Source organism: Thalassospira lucentensis (assembly GCF_032921865.1).
In the GTDB taxonomy this organism is placed as follows: domain Bacteria; phylum Pseudomonadota; class Alphaproteobacteria; order Rhodospirillales; family Thalassospiraceae; genus Thalassospira; species Thalassospira lucentensis_A.
Genome location: NZ_CP136684.1, coordinates 3,457,058 through 3,477,761, shown reverse-complemented (window position 1 = coordinate 3,477,761; position 20,704 = coordinate 3,457,058). Strand labels below are relative to the sequence as shown.

22 protein-coding genes are annotated in these 20,704 nt (G+C 56.6%); 12 read left to right on the top strand and 10 right to left on the bottom strand.

Annotation, left to right across the window (positions count from 1 at the left end):
• Nucleotides 1-59 precede the first annotated feature (59 nt).
• The 3 genes from R1T41_RS16880 (at nucleotide 60) to R1T41_RS16870 (ending at nucleotide 3,036) form a co-directional block, all read left to right on the top strand.
• Nucleotides 60-1,076 (top strand): LLM class flavin-dependent oxidoreductase, encoded by a 1,017-nt coding sequence (locus R1T41_RS16880; RefSeq protein ID WP_317338032.1) that lies wholly within the window; start codon nucleotides 60-62, stop codon nucleotides 1,074-1,076.
• Nucleotides 1,077-1,277: 201 nt separating this feature from the next.
• Complete coding sequence (locus R1T41_RS16875; RefSeq protein ID WP_247793476.1) at nucleotides 1,278-2,846, top strand: L-lactate permease; 1,569 nt, start codon at nucleotides 1,278-1,280, stop codon at nucleotides 2,844-2,846.
• A 4-nt stretch (nucleotides 2,847-2,850) separates the two neighbouring features.
• Nucleotides 2,851-3,036 (top strand): hypothetical protein, encoded by a 186-nt coding sequence (locus tag R1T41_RS16870; protein WP_317338029.1) that lies wholly within the window; start codon nucleotides 2,851-2,853, stop codon nucleotides 3,034-3,036.
• A gap of 3 nt (nucleotides 3,037-3,039) precedes the next feature.
• Here R1T41_RS16870 and R1T41_RS16865 read toward each other — a convergent pair whose 3' ends face one another.
• The 4 genes from R1T41_RS16865 to rfbB form a co-directional block, all read right to left on the bottom strand.
• The gene (locus R1T41_RS16865) at nucleotides 3,040-4,233 is read right to left on the bottom strand and encodes an MFS transporter (RefSeq protein WP_317338027.1); all 1,194 of its coding nucleotides are present in this window, start codon (nucleotides 4,231-4,233) and stop codon (nucleotides 3,040-3,042) included.
• The gene (locus R1T41_RS16860) at nucleotides 4,230-4,757 is read right to left on the bottom strand and encodes a helix-turn-helix domain-containing protein (protein WP_317338025.1); all 528 of its coding nucleotides are present in this window, start codon (nucleotides 4,755-4,757) and stop codon (nucleotides 4,230-4,232) included. Before R1T41_RS16860 ends, R1T41_RS16865 begins: the two co-directional genes overlap by 4 nt.
• Before the next feature lie 114 nt (nucleotides 4,758-4,871).
• The gene (locus R1T41_RS16855) at nucleotides 4,872-5,504 is read right to left on the bottom strand and encodes a LysE family translocator (RefSeq protein WP_317338023.1); all 633 of its coding nucleotides are present in this window, start codon (nucleotides 5,502-5,504) and stop codon (nucleotides 4,872-4,874) included.
• A gap of 112 nt (nucleotides 5,505-5,616) precedes the next feature.
• Nucleotides 5,617-6,672, bottom strand: coding sequence for a dTDP-glucose 4,6-dehydratase (gene rfbB / locus R1T41_RS16850; RefSeq protein WP_317341586.1), 1,056 nt, complete (start codon nucleotides 6,670-6,672; stop codon nucleotides 5,617-5,619).
• Between the two features lie 350 nt (nucleotides 6,673-7,022).
• Between rfbB and R1T41_RS16845 the strand changes: the two genes are divergently transcribed.
• A complete protein-coding gene (locus R1T41_RS16845; protein WP_317338021.1) occupies nucleotides 7,023-8,648 on the top strand; it encodes an inverse autotransporter beta domain-containing protein in 1,626 nt (541 codons plus the stop codon).
• A 132-nt stretch (nucleotides 8,649-8,780) separates the two neighbouring features.
• Nucleotides 8,781-9,944, top strand: a complete 1,164-nt coding sequence (locus tag R1T41_RS16840; RefSeq protein ID WP_317338019.1) for a PA0069 family radical SAM protein — start codon at nucleotides 8,781-8,783, stop codon at nucleotides 9,942-9,944.
• Between the two features lie 80 nt (nucleotides 9,945-10,024).
• On the opposite strand, the gene R1T41_RS16835 is transcribed toward R1T41_RS16840, so the two are convergent.
• The gene (locus R1T41_RS16835) at nucleotides 10,025-10,303 is read right to left on the bottom strand and encodes a tyrosyl-tRNA synthetase (protein ID WP_317338017.1); all 279 of its coding nucleotides are present in this window, start codon (nucleotides 10,301-10,303) and stop codon (nucleotides 10,025-10,027) included.
• A gap of 297 nt (nucleotides 10,304-10,600) precedes the next feature.
• Nucleotides 10,601-11,455, bottom strand: coding sequence for a helix-turn-helix transcriptional regulator (locus R1T41_RS16830; RefSeq protein ID WP_317338016.1), 855 nt, complete (start codon nucleotides 11,453-11,455; stop codon nucleotides 10,601-10,603).
• 102 nt (nucleotides 11,456-11,557) lie between these two features.
• Here R1T41_RS16830 and R1T41_RS16825 point away from each other — a divergent pair, with 102 nt between their 5' ends.
• On the top strand, nucleotides 11,558-11,959 hold the full coding sequence (locus R1T41_RS16825) for a nuclear transport factor 2 family protein (protein WP_317338014.1): 402 nt from the start codon (nucleotides 11,558-11,560) through the stop codon (nucleotides 11,957-11,959).
• 102 nt (nucleotides 11,960-12,061) lie between these two features.
• On the opposite strand, the gene R1T41_RS16820 is transcribed toward R1T41_RS16825, so the two are convergent.
• On the bottom strand, nucleotides 12,062-12,580 hold the full coding sequence (locus tag R1T41_RS16820) for a hypothetical protein (protein ID WP_317338012.1): 519 nt from the start codon (nucleotides 12,578-12,580) through the stop codon (nucleotides 12,062-12,064).
• Between the two features lie 84 nt (nucleotides 12,581-12,664).
• Nucleotides 12,665-13,471 carry a hypothetical protein gene (locus tag R1T41_RS16815; protein WP_317338010.1) on the bottom strand — a complete coding sequence of 269 codons (807 nt, stop codon included), beginning with the start codon at nucleotides 13,469-13,471 and terminating at the stop codon, nucleotides 12,665-12,667.
• Between the two features lie 282 nt (nucleotides 13,472-13,753).
• Here R1T41_RS16815 and R1T41_RS16810 point away from each other — a divergent pair, with 282 nt between their 5' ends.
• The 5 genes from R1T41_RS16810 (at nucleotide 13,754) to rpmF (ending at nucleotide 16,959) form a co-directional block, all read left to right on the top strand.
• The gene (locus R1T41_RS16810) at nucleotides 13,754-14,464 is read left to right on the top strand and encodes an alanyl-tRNA editing protein (RefSeq protein WP_317338009.1); all 711 of its coding nucleotides are present in this window, start codon (nucleotides 13,754-13,756) and stop codon (nucleotides 14,462-14,464) included.
• Nucleotides 14,465-14,633: 169 nt separating this feature from the next.
• Nucleotides 14,634-15,491 carry a 3-mercaptopyruvate sulfurtransferase gene (gene sseA, locus R1T41_RS16805; protein WP_097050449.1) on the top strand — a complete coding sequence of 286 codons (858 nt, stop codon included), beginning with the start codon at nucleotides 14,634-14,636 and terminating at the stop codon, nucleotides 15,489-15,491.
• Nucleotides 15,492-15,515: 24 nt separating this feature from the next.
• Nucleotides 15,516-16,067, top strand: coding sequence for a GNAT family N-acetyltransferase (locus tag R1T41_RS16800; RefSeq protein ID WP_317338006.1), 552 nt, complete (start codon nucleotides 15,516-15,518; stop codon nucleotides 16,065-16,067).
• Complete coding sequence (locus R1T41_RS16795) at nucleotides 16,064-16,738, top strand: GNAT family N-acetyltransferase (protein ID WP_317338004.1); 675 nt, start codon at nucleotides 16,064-16,066, stop codon at nucleotides 16,736-16,738. The genes R1T41_RS16800 and R1T41_RS16795 overlap by 4 nt, the downstream gene beginning before the upstream one ends.
• A gap of 41 nt (nucleotides 16,739-16,779) precedes the next feature.
• A complete protein-coding gene (rpmF, locus tag R1T41_RS16790) occupies nucleotides 16,780-16,959 on the top strand; it encodes a 50S ribosomal protein L32 (RefSeq protein WP_062951864.1) in 180 nt (59 codons plus the stop codon).
• A gap of 127 nt (nucleotides 16,960-17,086) precedes the next feature.
• Here rpmF and R1T41_RS16785 read toward each other — a convergent pair whose 3' ends face one another.
• Complete coding sequence (locus tag R1T41_RS16785; protein ID WP_317338000.1) at nucleotides 17,087-18,043, bottom strand: threonine/serine dehydratase; 957 nt, start codon at nucleotides 18,041-18,043, stop codon at nucleotides 17,087-17,089.
• A gap of 235 nt (nucleotides 18,044-18,278) precedes the next feature.
• Between R1T41_RS16785 and metC the strand changes: the two genes are divergently transcribed.
• Complete coding sequence (gene metC / locus R1T41_RS16780; protein ID WP_317337998.1) at nucleotides 18,279-19,463, top strand: cystathionine beta-lyase; 1,185 nt, start codon at nucleotides 18,279-18,281, stop codon at nucleotides 19,461-19,463.
• Nucleotides 19,464-19,540: 77 nt separating this feature from the next.
• Here metC and R1T41_RS16775 read toward each other — a convergent pair whose 3' ends face one another.
• Nucleotides 19,541-20,641 carry an alkene reductase gene (locus tag R1T41_RS16775; RefSeq protein ID WP_062951861.1) on the bottom strand — a complete coding sequence of 367 codons (1,101 nt, stop codon included), beginning with the start codon at nucleotides 20,639-20,641 and terminating at the stop codon, nucleotides 19,541-19,543.
• Between the last annotated feature and the right edge of the window lie 63 nt (nucleotides 20,642-20,704).

The following is a 20,704-nucleotide window of genomic DNA, read 5'->3' as shown; positions in this document are numbered from 1 at the left end:
ACCCCAACACTGAAATCCGGCGCGCCGTTTTCGGCCTGCGCCCAATTGGGATTATGCCTATGCCCCGTTTTTCCGTTCTTGATCTTTGCCCCGTTAACGAGGGCGAACATCCGCGCGATGCCTTGCGCAATACGCTTGAACTGGCCCAGCATGCCGAAAAGCTCGGCTTTCATCGTTACTGGCTGGCCGAACATCACAACATGCCCGGCATCGCCAGTGCCGCAACCTCGGTTGTCATATCGCATGTCGCGGCGGGCACCAAAACCATCCGGGTTGGTTCGGGCGGTGTGATGCTGCCCAACCATGCGCCATTGGTGATTGCCGAACAGTTCGGCACCCTTGATGCGCTGTATCCCGGCCGTATCGATCTTGGCATCGGGCGCGCACCGGGAACCGACCAACGCACCGCCGCCGCCCTTCGCCGCGACATGCACGGGACCGAGGAACGCTTTATCCAGGACGTGCTTCAGGTTCAGCAATTTCTTGCCCCGCTTGAAGGCAACCCGCCAATCCGCGCCGTCCCGGGTTATGGCTCCGAAGTTCCGATGTGGCTTCTGGGCAGCAGCCTGTTTTCGGCTGATCTGGCGGCACGTCTTGGCCTGCCCTTTGCCTTTGCGTCACACTTTGCGCCCGATATGCTGATGGATGCGCTGTCGCTGTATCGTCACCGGTTCGAACCCAGCAAACAGCTTGATAAACCCTATGCGATTGCTGCAATGGGCTTCTTCGCCGCCGATACCGACGAGGAAGGCGAATTTATTGCCACCTCCATGCAGCAGCAATTCCTGAATTTGCGGCGCGGTTCGCCTGGCCAATTACCCAAACCGGTCAAATCGATGGATGACATCTGGAACCGGGTCGAAAAGGCCGGGGTTGATCATGCCATGCGCTGTGCCGCAATCGGCTCGCGCGATACCGCACGCAAGAAACTGCGCGATTTCATCTATATGACCAAGGCCGATGAAATCATGGTCACCGCCAATATCTTTGATCACGCGGCACGGCTGAAATCATTCTCGATTGCCGCCGAACTGCGTGATGAACTTGACGCCGAACAGGCCGAAAAAATCGCATGAAACTGCGCCTGAAACAATTCATCAGGTAATTATCGGGCCCGATCCATGCTGATCGGGCCCGTTCTTGTATTTCATCATATGAAATGCATCCGCACTGACCCCAACTGTTTTCTTGCGCTTGCAGAAGCACTGGGACAAGATGTCGGCCCGGTTGGGAAATCAACCGCAACACATTGTTCCAAAAGGTTTTGGCTCGCCCCCATGACAGACTTCCTTCTGGCTGCCCTGCCAATCGCCACCATTCTTTTTCTGATGATCAAGGCAAACTGGGGCGCGGCACGCGCCGGTGCGGCCGCATGGTTCGTCACCGTTGCCATCGCCATGATCGCGTTTGGTGCCCCAACCGATATGCTGATCATCGCCCAGGCCAAGGGCGTGATGCTGGCGCTTTATATCCTTTATATCGTCTGGGCCGCCCTGATCCTTTATTTCGCGGCCGAAGAAGCCGGGGCCATCAAAACCATCGGGCGCGCCATCCGCCAGCTAACCGATGATCGCCCGCTGCAATTGCTGATCCTTGGTTATGTGTTTGCCACCTTCCTGCAGGGCGTTGCCGGGTTCGGGGTGCCAATTGCGGTGATCGCACCGCTTTTGCTCGGCATGGGGTTCTCGCCCGTCATCGCGGTTGCCGCCCCGATGATCGGCCATAGCTGGTCGGTGCTGTTTGGCAATATGGCAACCTCGTTCGAGGCCCTGATCGGCGTTACCGGCATTCCCGGGACCGAGCTCACACATTATTCCGCCATTCTGCTTGGCCTGTCGGGCTTTACCTGCGGGGCGGCGGTTCTGTGGCTGGATGGCGGTTTTCGCACCGTGCGTCGCCGGATCGTGCCGCTGGTACTGATTGCCGGTGTCATGGGTGTTGTTCAATATCTGATGGCGAATTACGGCGTCTGGACGCTGGGCGGGCTGACTGCCGGGATTGCCGGGCTTGTCACCTCGATCATCGTCACCCGGTTCTGGAAACCCCATCCCGATGACGTTGCCGAAACCACCGAAGACGACCATCACCACATGCCTTTGATCGAGGCATTGACCCCTTACCTGGTCTTCATGGTGATTGTCGGTATCGCAACCTTCATCCCCCCGGTCGAGGATTTTCTGTCCGGCCTTCGCCTGACCTTCGATTTCCCGGCGGTTTCAACCGATCTTGGCTGGAATATCGACGCCGAAAGCGCCAAGCCGATTGCCATTTTCGGCCATCCCGGCGCGTTGCTGCTTTATACCGCCGCCATCAGCTTTGCCTTTTTCAAAATCCGCGGGCGCTATGATAACGGCATCGCCAGACGCATCTGGCAACGCACGGTCAAAAGCGGCCTTCCGACCAGCATCGGCATGGTGCCGGTCATCGGCCTTGCGATTATCATGGATCACGCGGGCATGACCTATGCCCTGGCCGAAGGCGGTGCTGCGCTGTTTTCCGGCTCCTTCGCCATCGCCTATCCGGTGGTGGCACCAGCCATCGGCGCCCTGGGGGCCTTCATGACCGGCAGCACGAATAATTCCAACGTGGTCTTTGGCATGTTCCAGCGCCACACCGCCGAACTTTCGGGCATTTCCACCGCCCTTGTTCTGGCCGCACAGGCAACCGGCGCATCGCTTGGCAGCATGCTGGCCCCGTCAAAAATCCTGGTCGGCTGTTCGACGGTCGGGCTTTCGGGCAAGGAAGGACCGGTATTATCGGTCGTGCTGAAAACCGGTGTGCTTCTGACCGCCCTTTGCGGCTTCATGGCACTGGGCCTGTTGCTGATTGCGATGATCGGGGGATAAGACCATGAAAAACAAACTGTTCAACCCGGTCTTTCTGTTTCTGGCGTCCCTGATCCTGCCGCTGGTCGCGTTCGAAGCCCTGATCAACGAAGATTCCGCCCTTGCTGGCATCCTGTCTGGCATACCGGTGGGCGGCATTCTGTTTGGCCTGTTTGCGGCCATCATGGCCCTGATCGTCATCAAGAAATAGCTGCTAGCCGGTGGGAGTTGCCCGCCGGATTTCAGGATCGACGGCAACCCGTTTTTTGCGTGTTCTCATTGTCCCGGCCAGAAGGCCAAGACAGGCAAAAATAACCACGGCACTATCTGGCCCCATGCGGTCCAGCAGGAACCCGAAAACCGGTGCACCAGCCGTCTGACCGATGGCAATGGTCAAAAAACCGATCATCAACCCGGTGGCGGGCCGATCCCGAAGTGCCTGTACCCCCCACACCAGATACACCCCCGTTAACGTGACATAGGCACCGCCAAACAAAACCCCGCCCAAGAACGTTACGGCCATAAACGTGCCTGTTCCCGCGGCAAGAATACCGGTCGCCATCAGTGCCAGAAAAGCCCAGTGCACCCGGTTGATCCCGAACCGGGCCACAAATGCCCCTGCCCATGCACCGGCAATGCCACCGATCCCGATGGCAACCCACAATGCACCGCTGCCGCTTTCCCCCAGATCAAGCTGCATCCGTGCAAGCTGCCCGCCAAATGACCAGATTGCCGTGCTTGCCGCCCCCATCAGAAAGGCCGCGCAAATCAGTCTGGCGACATCCCCTTTCAGGGACGGCATTCCACCTTTGGCCTGCTTGGCCGCGGCCTTTGTCCCGCGCGGAATTGTCCGTATAAGGGCAATCGTCAGGATAATGGCGGCACCGGCAAATACCGCAAAGACAAGCCGCCATTGGCCACCAATCATCAACGCAATCGGCCACGATAACATCACGCCAATACTGGTCCCGGCATTGATCACGGTATTGGTCATATCCTGCCGGTCACGTCGCACTGCCACCGCAACAGCCGCGGCCATCGGCGGCGATGCCAGACCGGTGCTGGCCCCGGCAATCATAACAGCCACCGCCAGCCAGACCGCATCCGGCGCGACGGCAATCCCGGCCATGCCGACCGCGGCAACACATGCCGCCGCCGTCGCAACCACACGGGGGCCAAGGCGTTCGGTCGCAATCGCAGAAATAATAATGAACAGGCAATAGCCCAAAAATGACCCGCCGGAAATCACCCCGGAAACCGTCGGGCCAAGTGACAATTCCGCATCGATTTGCGGTAACAGAAGCCCAAAGGCAAATCGGGCAAAACCATAACAAATGGCAATCAGCGCAAAGCCGACAAGACCAATCTGAACCGCCGGGCTGACGGCAGGTTTGAAATCGGGCTTCATAAACGCGCCTGTGCAACAAGAATGGCCGCCGCCTTGCGTGCGGCACTTATGGCATCCATCCCGCGATAAACTGCGGCGGCCACGGCTCCTTCAAACAAAACCAAAATCTGTTCTGTCAGTTCCCCATGATCCCCGGCCCCCAGATCGCGCTGGACGATTTCGGCAATTTTGGCTCTGGTTGCCTCTTTGTGTGTCAGGACAACATTGGCAATTTCCGGGATGTCACCCCCGGTTTCACCGTAACTTCGCAAAAACAGGCATCCACGCCCGCCTTCATCACGCGTCCACTGCGCCAGCACGTCAAAGATTTCATCAACGGTCTGCACATCAAGGCGTTCCATGAAACGCCGTTCGCGCGCGCCAAGCACCAGCGCCATAAGCGCTGTCTTGCTGCCGACATGTTTGTAAAGTGTGCGACTGGAAAGACCCGCTTCCTGCGTCAGCCGATCCATGCCGGTTGCGCTAAAGCCATTACGATCAAAAAGCCGCTCGGCCGTTGCAATAAGGTTTGTCTTGATATCCATGGGCACAGCGTAAAACGATCGTTTTACACTGTCAACACAAGCAGCCCCTGCCGGTTTGCCCAGCAAGACAACCCGACACGGCAACCAGGTCCGATTTCAGCGTATGAAACGCCGTTAAGGCCGGAACATCGCAAGCTTGATGCCAAACGCAATAAACACGCTGCCGGTCACGGCCTTTAACGCGCGCTGGAACGATCCATTGCGTGCCATCCCGGTCAGGCGCGACAACAGAATGATCATGGTCGAAAACCAGATGATATTGATGCTGGCATGCACACAAACCAGCATGAAGGCCGATGTAATCGCGCCCTCGCCGACCGGAATGAATTGCGGAAATGCCGCAAGGTAGAAAATCGATACCTTGGGATTAAGCGCATTGGTCAGGAACCCTTCGCCATACGCCACCAGAAGCGTCCTGCGGCGTTTGGCCGGCGCGACTTCTGCAACGGTTTTAACCCCGCGCCATGCCTCGCGCAGCGCCTTGAACCCGACCCAGCAAAGATATGCCGCACCGGCAATCTTAACCATCATGAACAGTTGCGCCGACTGCACAAGGATCACCGAGATCCCCAAAATCGACAATGTGCCATGCAGGTAAAAGGCAGTCACGAAACCGGCAACATTGGCAAAGCCTGCCGCGAGGCCGGATGTCGGAACGGTTTTGGCAATCAGGACGCCATTGGGGCCCGGCGACATCACCAGAAGGGCAGTGACAAGTGTGAAGCTGATAAACTGTGCCCAATCCATCAGGGTGGCTCCTTAAAAGGGGGTGGCCACGAAACTATAAATGGATTGTAAAAACCGGCAAGCGCGCGATTGTACCGATACATCGCCCCTTATCCCGGCCAGCAGGGCGAAATCAGCCCTGCCCCAGCCGTTGCAGATCATATTCATGATCAAGAATCGCCTGCCACCAGTCGCGATTGTCGATATACCATTTCACCGTCTCGCGCAGGCCCGATGCGATATCATGCGTCGCCTTCCAGCCAAGCTCGGTCTCGATCTTCGTCGCATCAATCGCATAACGATGATCATGCCCCGGACGGTCGGTGACGAATTCAACAATATCATCGAATTTCGTGATCGGCACATCCTCGGCCAGTTCACATACCAGATCGAATATCTGGCGCACCATATCGATATTGCGCGCCTCGTTCCGCCCGCCGACATTATAGGTTTCCCCGACCCGGCCCTGCTCGACAATCAACGCCAGCGCACGGGCATGATCATCAACATGCAGCCAGTCGCGGATATTGCGGCCATCGCCATAAACCGGCAACTTCCTGCCACGCAGGGCATTGATGGTCATCAGCGGAATGAATTTTTCCGGAAACTGGAACGGACCATAATTGTTCGAACAATTGCTGATCACCACCGGCAGGCCATAGGTATGGCACCACGCCCGCACCAGATGATCCGATGATGCCTTGCTTGCGGCATAGGGGGAATTGGGCCGATACGGACTTTGTTCGGTAAACAGCCCATCATCGGGGCCAAGCGATCCGTAAACCTCGTCGGTCGATATGTGATGGAACCGGAACCGTTCCCGATCATCCGGCGAAAGGCCGCGCCAGTAAACGGCCACCGCTTCAAGCAAGTGATAGGTCCCGACAACATTGGTGTTGATAAACGTCCCCGGCCCGTCAATCGACCGGTCCACATGGCTTTCCGCCGCCAGATGCATGACCGCATCCGGGCCGAAATCATGAAGGGCCGCCGCAACCGCAAGCGGATCGGCAATGTCGGCCTTGATGAATTGATAATTCGGCAGATGATCGATGGTATCAAGACTGCGCAGATCGCTGGCATAGGTCAGTTTGTCAAGGTTAAGTACTTCCCAGCCACGTTCAAGAACCAGATAACGACACAGGGCTGATCCGATAAATCCCGCCCCGCCAGTCACCATGACGCGCATCACTAACACCTTTATCCTGTTGGTCTTTTTCTTACCCGACAGAAAAACACCTAAAAATGGCCCCGAAATGGCAATCAAAAAGGCAATTTAAAAGGTCGATGAAAAACGCGACTCAATAGTCCTCTTTTACGCGCCTCGCCCTGTTTTCTATCCATAAAGCGCAGTGGTTATCCAATTTGCGCAGGAAAATATCGCATCCCTGCCATTGCTGTGGCGACCCATGCACAAATCCCCTAATCCTCGGACTTGCATTTCATGAACTGGCTTAACTGCCGGCCTGACTGATGCGCGATATGTCAGCGATTTTTCCTGCCGCACAGAAGCCAGAGCAAAATGATTGAAGACAAAAAATGAAAAAATATGCGGTTGGATTTGTCTGTAGCTGCGTCGTTGCTTTCGCGCTATCCGCGCATGCTCAGGACGCGGAAGGCGGCAACAAATGGGGACCGCATATCGACCTGGAAGGCAAGGCCGGCACCGACCGGAACCTTGGCGAAACCGATCTGTTCATTCCGCTATGGCAGGATGACGATACCCTGACCTTTGCCAATATCCGCGCACGGATGGATGATGCCAACAGTCACGAAGGCAATTTCGGTGTCGGCATTCGCCAGATGCTTGATAGCGGCTGGAATATTGGCGGCTATGGTTATTTTGATCGCCGCCACAGCGCGTATGACAACAAATTCAATCAGGTGACTTTCGGGGCCGAAGCCCTCTCGCTTGACTGGGATTTTCGCGCCAATACCTATATGCCGGTCGGCAAGACAAGCTATATCGAAGACAGCCTGAGTACGGTGGATTTTTCCGGCACCACGATCATGTACCGTCAGGGCGAAGAACGCGCCCTTCGCGGTTTTGATGCCGAAATCGGCTGGCGCGCACCATTGTTTGAAGCCACAGCACCACAACAATTGCGCCTTTACGCAGGCGGCTATCGCTTTACCGACGACGATGTGGACACAGTACAGGGACCTCGCGGGCGGCTTGACCTGACCTTTGATGAAATACCGTTCCTGTGGGAAGGCTCGCGCTTTTCGCTGGGGGCTGAAATCCAGCATGACGATCCGCGCGGCACACAAAGCTTTGCCAGCTTCCGCCTGCGCATCCCGCTTCAGGATTTTGGCGACAATCCCAAACCGCGCCTGAACGCTATCGAACGCCGCATGACCGACCCGATCATACGCGACATTGATATCGTCAGTCAGGCCGGGCAATTCACCACGGCAGAGGAAATAACAAGCACGGCCAACGGCAACACCATCACGCTTGTCAGCAGCGCAACAACAGCAAGTGCCGACCTCGCCACGACCATCTCATCCGCCGGTACCAATTCGACCGTGGTCCTGAATGGCAGTTTTGCCAACGTGAACAGCCGCCTTGATGTTCAAAACGGCCAAACCATCATGGGAACGGGCAATCTTGATGTTAAAACACCTTCCGGTCGTACTCTGACCATCACCACACCGGGTGCCAGCCTGAGCGGCCAAGGCGGCACTCCGCCCGGCTTTGGCAGTCCAAGCCATATTTTCAACATGGCCGACAATAGTCGCCTTGTTGGCGTTACTGTCTCAACCACCTCCGCGGGTGCGACCACAGCAGTGCGGATCAACGGCGTGAATAACGTCGAAATCATCAATAGCACATTGACCAGCAACGCTACGGGCAACACGTCCTTTGGCATACAGGTTATCGGAAACGCACAAAACACCGTCATTCGCGGTAATACGATCACAGCCACCAGTAACGATACGTTTGCCTATGCCCTGTCAGTCATCGGATCAGACAACCTCGTCTTCGAGAACAACACACTCAATGTCAGCGGGGCGGCAACCAACCACCTGATCTTCTTTAACCTTAACAATACGAATCTCTCCGGCGCCGGTAACAGCGGCAATGTAAGCACATGCAATGTCGGTGGCGGGACAAACACCGGCTCCATCAGTTTCACGACAGCAACGCCGACCTGCCCGTAATCAGGAATGCTGTTGATAACCGGATGATGTCAAATCAACGGCCTGCCGCTGTCCGCGTTGATATCTGCGCGGGCAACCTGGGCACTGCGTATTTCGCTTGAATGTTCCTGTTTTGTTCTATATTTTGAACATATGCGAAACATCATCGAACCGACATCCGATCACATCGAAACCGCCCAACCGGGCGAAGGATGGAGCCATCCGGATTTTGATCCGGATCTGCTGCCCGCGCGCCGGCAAAAAGGCCGCGGGGCGGTATCGAACATTGATGGCCGATTTGAACGCCATATCCATCAGGCGGTCGATGATGGCTGGATGACCAGCCTGATGGAAGATCAGGACGCGCCGCGCATCCGTACCACCCTTGGCATTGATGGCGCGCGCAGCGTGATCACCAAAAATCAAAGCCCGGATGTGCCGTTTGATCGTTCGATCAATCCCTATCGCGGCTGTGAACATGGCTGCATCTATTGCTTTGCCAGACCAACCCACGCCTATCTCGGCCTGTCGCCGGGCTTGGATTTTGAAACAAAACTGTTCTGGAAGCCCGATGCCCCAGCACTTTTGCGCAAACAGCTCGCCGTCAAAAGCTACATGCCCGCCCCGATTGTCATTGGCACCAGCACCGATCCCTATCAGCCGGTTGAACGTGAAAAGCAACTGACCCGATCCATCATCAAGGTGCTTGGCGATTGCCACCATCCTTTTTCGATCATCACCAAAGGCGCACTTGTCACCCGCGACATCGACCTGATCGCGCCAATGGCCGCAAAAAACCGTGCGTCGGTCGCGGTATCGGTTACAAGCCTTGATCACAGATTATCCAACCTTCTTGAACCGCGTGCCTCCGCCCCGCACCGTCGACTTGATGCCATTCGCAAACTTGCCGATGCCGGTATCCCGGTCACGGTCCTGTGCGCGCCGATCATTCCCGGCCTCAATGACATGGAAATCGAAAATCTGGTTGCTGCGGTTCGCGATGCCGGGGCAACGTCCGTATCCCACATCGTCGTCCGCCTGCCGCTTGAAATCGCCGATCTGTTCGAAGAATGGCTCGAAGCCAATTATCCCGACCGCAAGGCAAAGGTCATGTCGCTGATCCGCCAGATGCGCGACGGCGAACGCTATCAATCCGAATTTGGCACCCGCATGCGCGGCACCGGCCCGATTGCCGATCTGATTGCCAGACGCTTTGATGCAGCACGCAAAAAACACGGCATGACCGGCCGGTCGCTCAACCTTGATTGCAGCGGATTTGTCCGCCCGAACGCGAACGGGCAGATGTCGCTGTTCTGAGATCACCAGCAACATCGCCCCCTCGCCCCCAAGCCCTGCTCGCGCGACCGGCGGGCACCAAGCCGATCACTCCGCCCCGATCACGCCGCACGACGGATCAGCATCGTCCTTTGGCCACCAACGGTAAGGCGCAAGACTTCGCCATCATCAAACGCGTAACTAAGGATATGATGATCGGGATCAACAATCTGTCTGTTCTCGATCATGACAGCACCACTTGCGACCAGTTCGCTCGCCGCCGTAATGGTATCGGCAAAACCCGCCATCAGAATAAGCGGCACCACCCCGATCCCGTCTTTCAGGGCATTGGGCGTGAAATCAAGTGTCGGCATGCGATCAGCAAGGGAGATATGGGTCATTTTCCGGTTTCCTTGTTGGTGGGGCCACCTCGGGCAAACCGGTTTATGGAAAAAACAAAGGCCGCCCTGGGGCAGCCGGTCTTGGTTTAATTTACAAACACATCAACAGGCGCCGCGCTATGTGCACGACGTAAAATAGGCGTTCTGATGTGTAACAATGTTTTCCATCTTCAAATCATTACGTACCTTATGCTGTCAGGTCAACCCTGATTGCAGCGGCCCTGATCGCCCCGGCGCTGAGGGGCAGGTGAAATTGCCATAAGCCGTGTTACCGGCAGGCCCGATCTGGAAATCCCCTTACTGTCCGTCGGGTGCAAAATAGCGTGCAGGCGTTACGCCATAGGTTTTGCGAAATGCTGCAATAAACGCGCTGATATTCTCGTATCCCAGATCGAGTGCGACTGTCGTTACCGATAATCCGGCCGCCAGCATCTCAAGGGCCGCAAGCATGCGCGCCCGCGTCCGCCACTGACCAAAACCAAAGCCTGTTTCCCGTAACATGTGTCGCCCCAATGTGCGGCACGGAATTCCGGCCCAGTCGGCCCATTGCGTCATCGACCTGCCATCAGAAAGATCAGCCATCAAGGCTTGCGCCAGACGCACCAGACGAAGATCCTTTGGCATCGGCAATCCTAGTGTTTCCTTTGGGGTTGTCGCAATTTCATCAAGGATAATCCGGGCTATGCGTGCCTCGGTATCCGATTGCGGCCCATCCCCCCAACCCGCAGCACGGCGAATGGCCGCCATCATCAGCTCGCTGGTACGCAACGCCCTTGGGTAATCTGGCAACCCGGCACAAAGGTGGGGGCCGACATAAACGCTCCATCCGCGAAACGGCCCGTGCGAAACCAGTCCGTGCTCCATTCCCGGCGGCACCCAGAATGCATTGATAGCAGGGACCACCCATTTACCATGATCGGTCGAGATACTCAGCAATCCTGAAACCGCTCCGATCAACTGCCCCTGCGGATGGGAATGCGCGCCGGTTTCCCGTGGAATTGGGGTTTCGCGCATCACAACCCGAACGGCCAGGCGGGTTTCGCTGCCTGACACAACATCAACCTCAATGCCCCCCTTTGCACTCCGCGCCTGTGATGACGCAGGCTTTTTCAGCGCCGCAAGAACATCTGGATCGATCAAAAAGTCAGACATGGCCAAAACACCGTATCGATTGGCTTCGATGGGTTAGATTGGCCATATTTCATCACCTATCGTCAAGGTGGCTTGAACCTCTTCAATCAATGGAACAGCACCATGACACATGACGAAACACGCATCTTTCTCGAAAACCTGTTTGGGTTATTGCTCGACCCCGAACGCCCGGTAGAGGATATGTTGCATCTATTCACATCGGATTATGTTCAGATTGCCGATGGTAAAACACTTGATTTGAAGGATTTCCTCGCACATGCCCGTACGCTGAAATCAATCCTGAAATCCGCGCATGTGCGGTTTGAAAAGATCATCACGTCAAATAACAGCATCGCCGACATCCATATCGTCGATGCCATCAAAAAAGATGGATCAACAATGACATGCAAGGTTCTGACTTTTTACGAAATGCGGGACGGCAAGATTTCACGGATTGAGGAACTGTCGCATTTGATTGCTGGTGCCAAAGAAGACAGCGATCTGGCCTCGCGGATTGCCCACTGAAATCATCGCCTAAAAAGCCAAGGGCAGCATCAAAATCATGACACGAAAAACGGAGGTGACCTCTTGATCACCTCCGCCTGAAAACCTGCTTTAATGTGCAGCTTAAACCAGTCGATAACGCACGTGGGGGGCCGGACGGGCAATAATTGAAGGATCAATTTCCTGCCCGTCCACGCCTTCCTCCGCGCCTGTATATTCTGTCAAATCCTTGCCTTGGGCGTCGGTGTCGTTCATCGCCATCATGCGCGCGCTTTCGAAAAAGCGAAGGCCGCGCTTTTCAAGAACATAAAGTGTTTCCGCACCCCATGGCCCCGACCAGACCAAACCCGAAAGTGTTTCCATTTCGCGTTCGATCCGGGTCGGCGAAATCGGCCGACCAAGGCATGTGGTCAGCAAAAAGGAAAGTTCCGCTGCCGTCACGCCATCTTCGCAGCATTCCTCGGCCAGAACCGCCATCACCGCCATGGTCACCACCCGAAGAGAAACCTTGCCGGTTTCAATCCCCGGAAAGCGGCTTTGCTGCAGGGTGACGATATCACTGGCAATGCGATCAACGCCCCCACGGATCACATATCGGCCACGCCAGACCCTGCAGCTTGTCCGTACTTCCCATTCCCGCATTTTGTCCCCGCCTGTTTTCTTGTCCCACGTCGAGAATGATACATTATCAATACATTACGTCAACCACTTTATCGACTTTTTGTATCATTTAATACAAGCATCACGAAACCACTGATATCCGGTCCCGGTGGCGGCAAATCCCCCATCCCCGTCAGCCGGTTCGATATAGCCCCGCGTGATTGCGCTATGAAAATCACGGCCGAAATTCTTTGGCATGCGCAGATGTTCCTGCCGCCGTAACAGCCGCCGGATATCGTCACGCGTCACAAAGCTGCGCCCGTCGCGGTAATGCAGCCAGATCGCGGCAATCAGGATCGTTTCGGCAAAACCACGTGGCTGCAGCCGGGCAATCAGATCGCCCAGACTGCCGATATATCCAATCAGGAAATTCGCCGGATCAATCGCATCCGCAGCACCTTCGCCAACCAGACCGGCCCCACCGAAATCGCGCCCAACGGCCTGCCCGGCCGCCTGCCCCGGTACGTTTTCCGGTCCAGTTTCAGCCTCGCTCGTAATAGCCGACCGGGCCGGAGAAAGAACCGGGCCGGATCGATCCGACCGCGCCGTTACAGGGAATTGCCCGCCAGCAGGCATTTCCCACAAAGAGCCACCAGGCCCGAATGACGAAGATGGCGCAGACGGAGATGATGCCGAAGGTGACATGGTAGAGGACGTGGCAGCCAACATGGCAGGCGACATCGAAGCCCCCGAAGAAGCTGCCCCATGATCAACCGCACCGCCCCCTTGCACCGCCCCCGCCCGCAAACTGGTCGGAGAACCAAACAGGGCCGCCATCACCAACGGCAGGCGCGCAGGCGGGATCGCACATTCGAGATCCACCGGCCCGAAATCACCTTCGCCCGTCAGTTTGACATGAATAACAGCAGCCAAGTTTCTTTCACCCCCAATTTGGGCCAAGGGGATAACATACATTTCGTATGATTATCAACATCAATTCAAAAAATATGTACTATATTATACATAAACTGAATTCACAAAAACTCCTCGACAAACCAAGCCTTCCGGCAGCACCATGATTTCACTGCAAGATTTCAGACCGGACCGTCCTTGTGATGCTGCCCCGCCCCACCAAAGGCGCATCCACCGCCGCCCCGATTTAGGCGGCAAACTGACGGTCACGCGATCTGATCGCCACCAATTATGGAGGAGTCTGTGACCCGCCTTTTATTTCGTGAAGACGCCTATCGCCGGAACTGCGACGCCAAAGTCATCTCGATCTCGGACCGCGGCATTGAACTGGACCAGACCGTGTTTTACGCCACCGCTGGCGGCCAGACCGGGGATGTCGGGATTTTCAAAACCGCCGATGGCCGCGAAATGCCGGTCGCAACCACGATCAAGGACCGCGACAGCGGCAAAATCCTGCATATCATCGCCGAGGGTCACGACCTGCCAGCAATCGGCGATACCATCACGGCCGAACTGGATTGGGAAACCCGCCATCGCCTGATGCGCTTTCACACCTGCCTGCATTTGCTGTGCGCGATTGTCGAAGGCGACGTCACCGGCGGCAATATCGCCGCCCACAAGGCCCGGCTTGATTTCAACCTGCCCGACGAAGCCCCGGACAAGGATGAGCTGACCGCTCGGCTAAACGAACTGATCGCACGCAATGCCGAGGTTTATGACGGTGAAATCAGCATTGCCGAGCTTAAAGCCAACCCCGAACTGGTCCGCACCATGTCGGTGCAACCACCAATGGATGGCAACAGCATCCGTACCGTCACGATCGAGGGGATCGATTATCAGCCCTGCGGCGGAACGCATGTCAAAAGTACGGCCGAAATCGGCAGGGTTCTGGTTGCCAAAATCGAAAAGAAAGGCCGCCAGAACCGCCGCATCAATATCGTCTTTGATGAGTGATCCCACCGGAAACGCGCAATCGGCATATCCACAAATCAAGTCGGGATATTGCCATGCGCTTTCAGGACGGATAGAAATTAAAACAAGAAACATTTGAGTTTGAAGATACAGATCTGCGGAAACGCCCCGGATCGCGCAATACCCACCATTGCAAACCGGAGTCTCTTTGATGACCAACCCAACTTCCGACGCACTGGTCTCCACCCAGTGGCTTGCGGATCACCTTGATGCACCCGACGTTCGCGTCGTCGATGCGAGCTGGTACATGCCCGCCCAGAACAAAAATGCGCGCGAGATTTATAACGCGCAGCATATTCCGGGCGCGGTATTCTTCGATATCGACGAAATCGCCGCGGATGACAGCGCACCGCTTCCCCACATGATGCCCGACGCGATCAAGTTTTCGGCCAAGGTCCGCAAGCTTGGCCTTGGCGACGGTGTCCGCATCGTGGTTTACGGCCAGACGGGATCGGCCCTTGCCGCCTGCCGGGCATGGTGGATGCTGCGCCATTTCGGGCATCACGATGTCGCCGTGCTTGATGGCGGCCTGCCGAAATGGCTTGCCGAAAACCGCCCGGTGACCGATGCACCAACCCCGCCGCGCGAACGCCATTTCACCGCGCGCGCCAACAGCTTCCTGCTGCGCGAATATGATCAGGTGCTGGCAAACGTCAAAAGCAAACGCGAACAACTGGTCGATGCCCGCGCAACCGAACGCTTCACCGGCGATGCCGACGAACCGTGGGGCAAGGCTGGCCACGTGCCGGGCTCTTACAATCTGCCGTTTGACAGGCTCCTGAATGCTGACGGCACCTTCAAGGACGCCGATGCCATTCGCACCGCTTTCCATGATGCCGGTGTCAATCTTGATAAATCGGTTGTCACATCCTGCGGCTCGGGCGTGACCGCCTGCGTGCTCGCCCTTGGTGCCTATATCGCCGGGAAAAAGGAAGTCGCGGTCTATGACGGTTCCTGGGCCGAATGGGCCAGCACCGAAGGAAGCCCGGTCGACAAAGGCCCGGCATAACGCCAACCATCAACAGATATGAAAATGCCCGGTTCCCTCCCCCTGTCCCAAACCGTTGCCGCCACGAACAAAGCGGCAGGCAAAAGTGACAGAAAGGAAGAACCGGGCTTTTTTCTTGAAAGACTGCAATCACCGACCACCCACGACATCGCCGCCATCGGCACCCTTTGGCAGAAATCCGGGCTGACCGGACCGGGCCACGATGCCGGTCGTGATCTCGCCACATGCCTGAATTCCGGGCGCGGCAGCGTGATTTTGGCACGATCGGCAAAAGACGCTACAATCATCGGCACGGTCATGGCCGGTCATGACGGTGAAAGTGGCTGGGTTCACTATCTTGCCGTGGCCAACGATGCCCGCGGCACCGGCCTGGGGACGGGCCTTCTGGCCCTGGCCGAGGATATCCTTGCCGCCACCGGCCTTGCTGTAAACAAGGTCACCGTCACAGACCCGGCAGTGCGTGATTTTTATCGCAAGCTCGGTTATGAAATTATCGAAACCGTCCCGCGAACCAATGCGCAAACATCTGAAATCGGTAACGATTTTGTGGTTATGCGAAAAAGGCTGAAGTCATGAGTGCATCCAATCCGCGCAAGCTGGAAGTCGTCGTCACCTTCCTTGAAATGCTTGATCCGCCAGATCGCCCTGCGGCCACCATCCCGCCAGGCAAGGTCGCCATCGTGCGCGCCGAAAACCCCACCCTGTCCTTTTATCGCTACCTTTATAATACGGTCGGCGAACCCTGGCTGTGGTGGTTGCGCCGCCTGATGGGCGATGAAGAACTTGCCGAAATCCTCGCCAAGCCCGAAACCCACGTTTACGTGCTTTATGTCGCAGGCGTCCCGGCCGGTTTCGCCGAACTGGACCTGACCGATCTTGAAGAAAACGGCGTGATCGACCTGCATTATATGGGCCTGATCCCCGATTTCATCGGCAAGGGGTATGGCAAATACCTTCTGAACTGGGCGATTGACACCGCCTGGGGCCTTAAACCGCAACGCATAACAGTCAATACATGCTCGCTGGATCATCCAACTGCTTTGGGGGCTTACCAGAAGGCAGGCTTTGGTGTATACGACCAGCGAACAGATATTGTTGACGATCCGCGTGATACCGGCCTGATCCCGCATATCGACCATCATGTTGATCATGATGCCGGTCCGGGCAACGGCAAAAATGCCGACAGGTCGCAGGAAAATGAAAATTCCGGCACTTTGATCGTTGACTTTCCCGAGCGCGCACGTTAACAAGCGCGCCTGAGTTTACCCAAGCCAGAGGATGATGACCCATGGCAGTGCCAAAGAAAAAAGTGACCAAGTCCCGTCAGGGCATGCGTCGCTCGCATGACAAGCTCGCCAAGGGCTCGTACCGCGAAGACAAAGAAACCGGCGAACTGCATCGCCCGCACCACATTGACCTGAACACCGGTATGTACCGTGGTCGTCAGGTGGTCGAGCCGAAGATGTAATTCCGCACCGGAGAGCTTTGGCTCTTTGGCGGTTTGCGACGCTACAAGTTTCCGCGCCATCCGTTTTTCGGATGGCGTTTGGTTTAAAAAAGGACGAAGCCCCGCGGCTTCGTCCTTTTTTATTTGATCACGCCATTCCGTCCGATCCCGTACCGCAAATCACAATCCCGATCTTGCCCGGATTATCGACACCCAGCCGGTCGGTCAGTACCGCGGCAATCCCGGCCGCCGCCGAAAGCTCGACCGCGATGCCCAACTCCCGCCACAGCCAGCGCGCCGCATCGCGCATTTCATCATCACTGACCAGAACGATCCGATCAACATTCCTGCCAATCAGATCAACATTCAATGCCGATGACTGACGCGGTGCCAGACTGGTTGCTGCCGTATTCACACTTGGCAATGTCGCGACCTCGTTATGCTTGATGCTCTCGAACAAGGTCGGGGCGCCGGTCGGCTCAACCCCGATCACCCGGATCGAGGGCCGCAAAAGCTTGGCCGCTGTCGCCACACCGGAAATAAGCCCACCCCCGCCAATCGCCACCACCAGCGTATCAAGGTCGGCCTGCTGTTCAAGCATCTCAAGCGCAATCGTTCCCTGCCCTGCAATCACCTTGGGATCGGCAAAGGGATGGATATAGGCCATGCCGCTTTCGCGTGCATGATCCATGGCTGCCCGGTTGGCATCGTCCCAGACCGCCCCGGTCAATGCGACGTCAACACCCTGCTTGCGCAGCTTTTCGACCTTGGGCTTTGGCGTATTGGTCGGCAAAAAGATTTTGACCGGCACGCCCAGCACACGGGCCGCATTGATCACCCCCATGCCATGATTGCCGCCCGATGCGGTACAAAGCCCCACCGCGCGTTTGTCTTCATCAAGGGCAAGGGCGGCATTCATCGCGCCGCGCGCCTTGAACGAGCCCGATACCTGCATGTTTTCAAGCTTCAGATACAGGTCCGGGATGCGATCCCGGTCGGGGAAAACCGACCTGTCGCTATAAATACCGGCGGCAAATACCGGCGTCAGGCGCACATGTTCGGAAATGGCGCGACGCGCGGCACGAAAATCCTGAAGTTCGAGCACGGGGCCTCCTGCAAGTCAGACTTGGTTGGACGGGTTTTGTCTGTTGTAACGCGGCCCGGAACCGGACGCGAGGCATAAGGACTGAAATATCGCAAAATGGCGATTTCACAACTCTTTGCGGTGAAAAAACCTTGAACCCGGTGACATGAAATGCTTTGAGTTATGGAACAAATTCAAGGCCCCCCGAGCCTCGTCGCGTCGTCAACTCCGGCGCATCCAAGGAGAAAAGCCACCCATGTCAGGTAACCGCCCCCAAAAGCCCGCAACAAAACTGGTCCATGCCGGTCGCCGATCCAGTGAATATCACGGCGTGGTCAACCCGCCGGTTCTGCATGCCTCGACCATTCTGTTTGAAACCCTGGCCGATCTTGAAAAGGCCGGGGCATCCGCACCGGGCAAGGTGACTTACGGGCGGCACGGCACCCCGACACGCTTCCTGCTTGAAGAAGCGGTTGCCGAACTTGAAGGCGGCTTTGGCACCCTGTGCGTATCGTCCGGGGTGGCGGCGATCACCAATGCGATCCTGGCCTTTGTCAAACCGGGCGACCATATTCTGGTCACGGACAGCACCTATTACCCGACGCGCAATCTGTGCAACACGTTTCTCAAACGCTTTGGCGTTGAAACCGAATATTATGACCCGGCCATCGGCGGCGATATCGCAGGCCTGATCCGCGACAATACCGCGCTTGTCTGGTGCGAAAGCCCGGGCTCTCTGACCTTTGAAATGCAGGATATCCCGGCGATTTCGGCCGCGGCCCGTGCGCGCAACGTCAAGGTCTTGCTTGATAACACCTGGGCATCGCCGATGCTGTGCCGCCCGTTTGACATGGGGGTTGATGTATCGGTACAGGCCGGCACGAAATATATCGTCGGCCATTCCGACGTCATGCTGGGCACGATCACCACCGCGACCGAAGAAGACCTTCTGACCATCAAGAAACAGATCATCATCTCGGGCGATGCGGTTGGTCCCGATGATTGCTATCTGGCACAACGCGGGCTTCGCACCCTTGGCGTGCGCCTCCGCCAGCATCATGAAAGCGGCCTTAAGGTCGCCCAATGGCTGCAAACCCGCCCAGAGGTCAAACGCGTCCTGCACCCGGCCCTGCCCGACGATCCGGGCCATGCCATCTGGAAACGCGACTTCATCGGCGCAAGCGGCCTGTTTTCCTTTATCCTGAAACCGGTCACAAAGCCGCAGCTCGCCAATATGGTCGATCACATGGACCTGTTTGGCATGGGATTTAGCTGGGGCGGCTTCGAAAGCCTGATCCTGCCGTCTGATCCCAAAAACATCCGCACCGCGACCAAATGGGACGAAGACGGCCAACTGATCCGCCTTCATATCGGCCTTGAAGACACCGACGACCTGATCGCCGATCTGGAAGCCGGGTTTGCGCGACTTCAAACTGCCTAAGGCAAAGACACCCCCAAAATGCAAAATGGCGCGGAAACATCCGCGCCATTTTTAATACATCGAACCAATATAACGGTTTATGCCGCTTTGCTCGGCATATAGTCGGTGTAACCTTTGCCGTCACCACCAAACAACGTTGCCCCATCAAGCTCGTCAAGCGGCAGATCATTTCTGTAACGCGCCACCAGATCAGGGTTGGCGACAAACGGACGACCATAGGCCACCAGATCCGCATAACCGGCTTTCAGGATCGCCTCGCCACGCGACTTGGTATATTTGCCCGCGACGATGATCGTGCCGGAATAAACATTGCGCAAATCCTTGCGGAACTGTTCGGGGATTTGCGGCGCGTCATCCCAATCGGCTTCCGACAGATGGATATAGGCAAGCCCGATACGCTCGATCTCTTCGGATGCTTTCAGCATCGTATCAATGATTTCCGGATCGTTCATATTGCGCTGGGTGATAAAGGGCGACAAACGGATACCGACCCGGTCCGCACCGATTTCATCGGCAACCGCCTTGCAAACGTCCTTAAGGAACCGAATGCGGTTTTCCTGACTACCGCCATAAATATCGTCGCGCTGGTTTGATGTTGTCCGCAGGAACTGATCGATCAGATATCCATTCGCCCCGTGCAGCTCAACACCGTCAAAACCGGCGGCAATTGCATTGGCCGCCCCTTTGCGGAAATCCTCGATCACACCGGCAATATCTTCAAGTGTCAGGGCGCGCGGGACCGGGCAATCAACCATTCCCCCCACCCCCGTCACAGGATCGGCCACCCAAACCTGTGCATCCGGCGACAGGGCCGATGGTGCAACGGGCTTGCCATCCGCATGGAAACTTTCGTGGCTCATCCGGCCAACATGCCAAAGCTGCAGGAAAATACGCCCGCCAGCCTTGTGAACTGCATCGGTCACCTTGCGCCAGCCAGCAACCTGATCATCACTATAAATCCCGGGGGTGAAAGAATAGCCCTGCCCCTGCTTGGAAATCTGGGTTGCCTCGGAAATGATCAGACCGGCAGTCGCACGCTGCGCATAATAGGTTGCCATCAGATCGTTCGGAATATCGCCCGGTTGATCGGTACGGCAACGGGTCATCGGCGCCATTACGATCCGGTTGGGAACATCAATCCCACGCAGATCGTGGTTTGCGAACAAAAAGCTCTTCATCGTCACGTCTCTTTCCATCCATTCAGATGCCCCGGCCATACAAGGTCCGCGTGATTGCGGGGT

Coding starts and splice junctions, on each gene's coding strand:
- rpmF (WP_062951864.1), top strand. CDS start 16,780: ATGGCAGTGCCAAAGAAAAAAGTGACCAAGTCCCGTCAGGGCATGCGT.
- R1T41_RS16825 (WP_317338014.1), top strand. CDS start 11,558: ATGACACATGACGAAACACGCATCTTTCTCGAAAACCTGTTTGGGTTA.
- R1T41_RS16880 (WP_317338032.1), top strand. CDS start 60: ATGCCCCGTTTTTCCGTTCTTGATCTTTGCCCCGTTAACGAGGGCGAA.
- R1T41_RS16875 (WP_247793476.1), top strand. CDS start 1,278: ATGACAGACTTCCTTCTGGCTGCCCTGCCAATCGCCACCATTCTTTTT.
- R1T41_RS16775 (WP_062951861.1), bottom strand. CDS start 20,641: ATGAAGAGCTTTTTGTTCGCAAACCACGATCTGCGTGGGATTGATGTT.
- R1T41_RS16830 (WP_317338016.1), bottom strand. CDS start 11,455: ATGTCTGACTTTTTGATCGATCCAGATGTTCTTGCGGCGCTGAAAAAG.
- sseA (WP_097050449.1), top strand. CDS start 14,634: ATGACCAACCCAACTTCCGACGCACTGGTCTCCACCCAGTGGCTTGCG.
- R1T41_RS16865 (WP_317338027.1), bottom strand. CDS start 4,233: ATGAAGCCCGATTTCAAACCTGCCGTCAGCCCGGCGGTTCAGATTGGT.
- R1T41_RS16855 (WP_317338023.1), bottom strand. CDS start 5,504: ATGGATTGGGCACAGTTTATCAGCTTCACACTTGTCACTGCCCTTCTG.
- R1T41_RS16835 (WP_317338017.1), bottom strand. CDS start 10,303: ATGACCCATATCTCCCTTGCTGATCGCATGCCGACACTTGATTTCACG.
- R1T41_RS16840 (WP_317338019.1), top strand. CDS start 8,781: ATGCGAAACATCATCGAACCGACATCCGATCACATCGAAACCGCCCAA.
- R1T41_RS16795 (WP_317338004.1), top strand. CDS start 16,064: ATGAGTGCATCCAATCCGCGCAAGCTGGAAGTCGTCGTCACCTTCCTT.
- R1T41_RS16870 (WP_317338029.1), top strand. CDS start 2,851: ATGAAAAACAAACTGTTCAACCCGGTCTTTCTGTTTCTGGCGTCCCTG.
- metC (WP_317337998.1), top strand. CDS start 18,279: ATGTCAGGTAACCGCCCCCAAAAGCCCGCAACAAAACTGGTCCATGCC.
- R1T41_RS16860 (WP_317338025.1), bottom strand. CDS start 4,757: ATGGATATCAAGACAAACCTTATTGCAACGGCCGAGCGGCTTTTTGAT.
- rfbB (WP_317341586.1), bottom strand. CDS start 6,672: ATGCGCGTCATGGTGACTGGCGGGGCGGGATTTATCGGATCAGCCCTG.
- R1T41_RS16820 (WP_317338012.1), bottom strand. CDS start 12,580: ATGCGGGAATGGGAAGTACGGACAAGCTGCAGGGTCTGGCGTGGCCGA.
- R1T41_RS16845 (WP_317338021.1), top strand. CDS start 7,023: ATGAAAAAATATGCGGTTGGATTTGTCTGTAGCTGCGTCGTTGCTTTC.
- R1T41_RS16800 (WP_317338006.1), top strand. CDS start 15,516: ATGCCCGGTTCCCTCCCCCTGTCCCAAACCGTTGCCGCCACGAACAAA.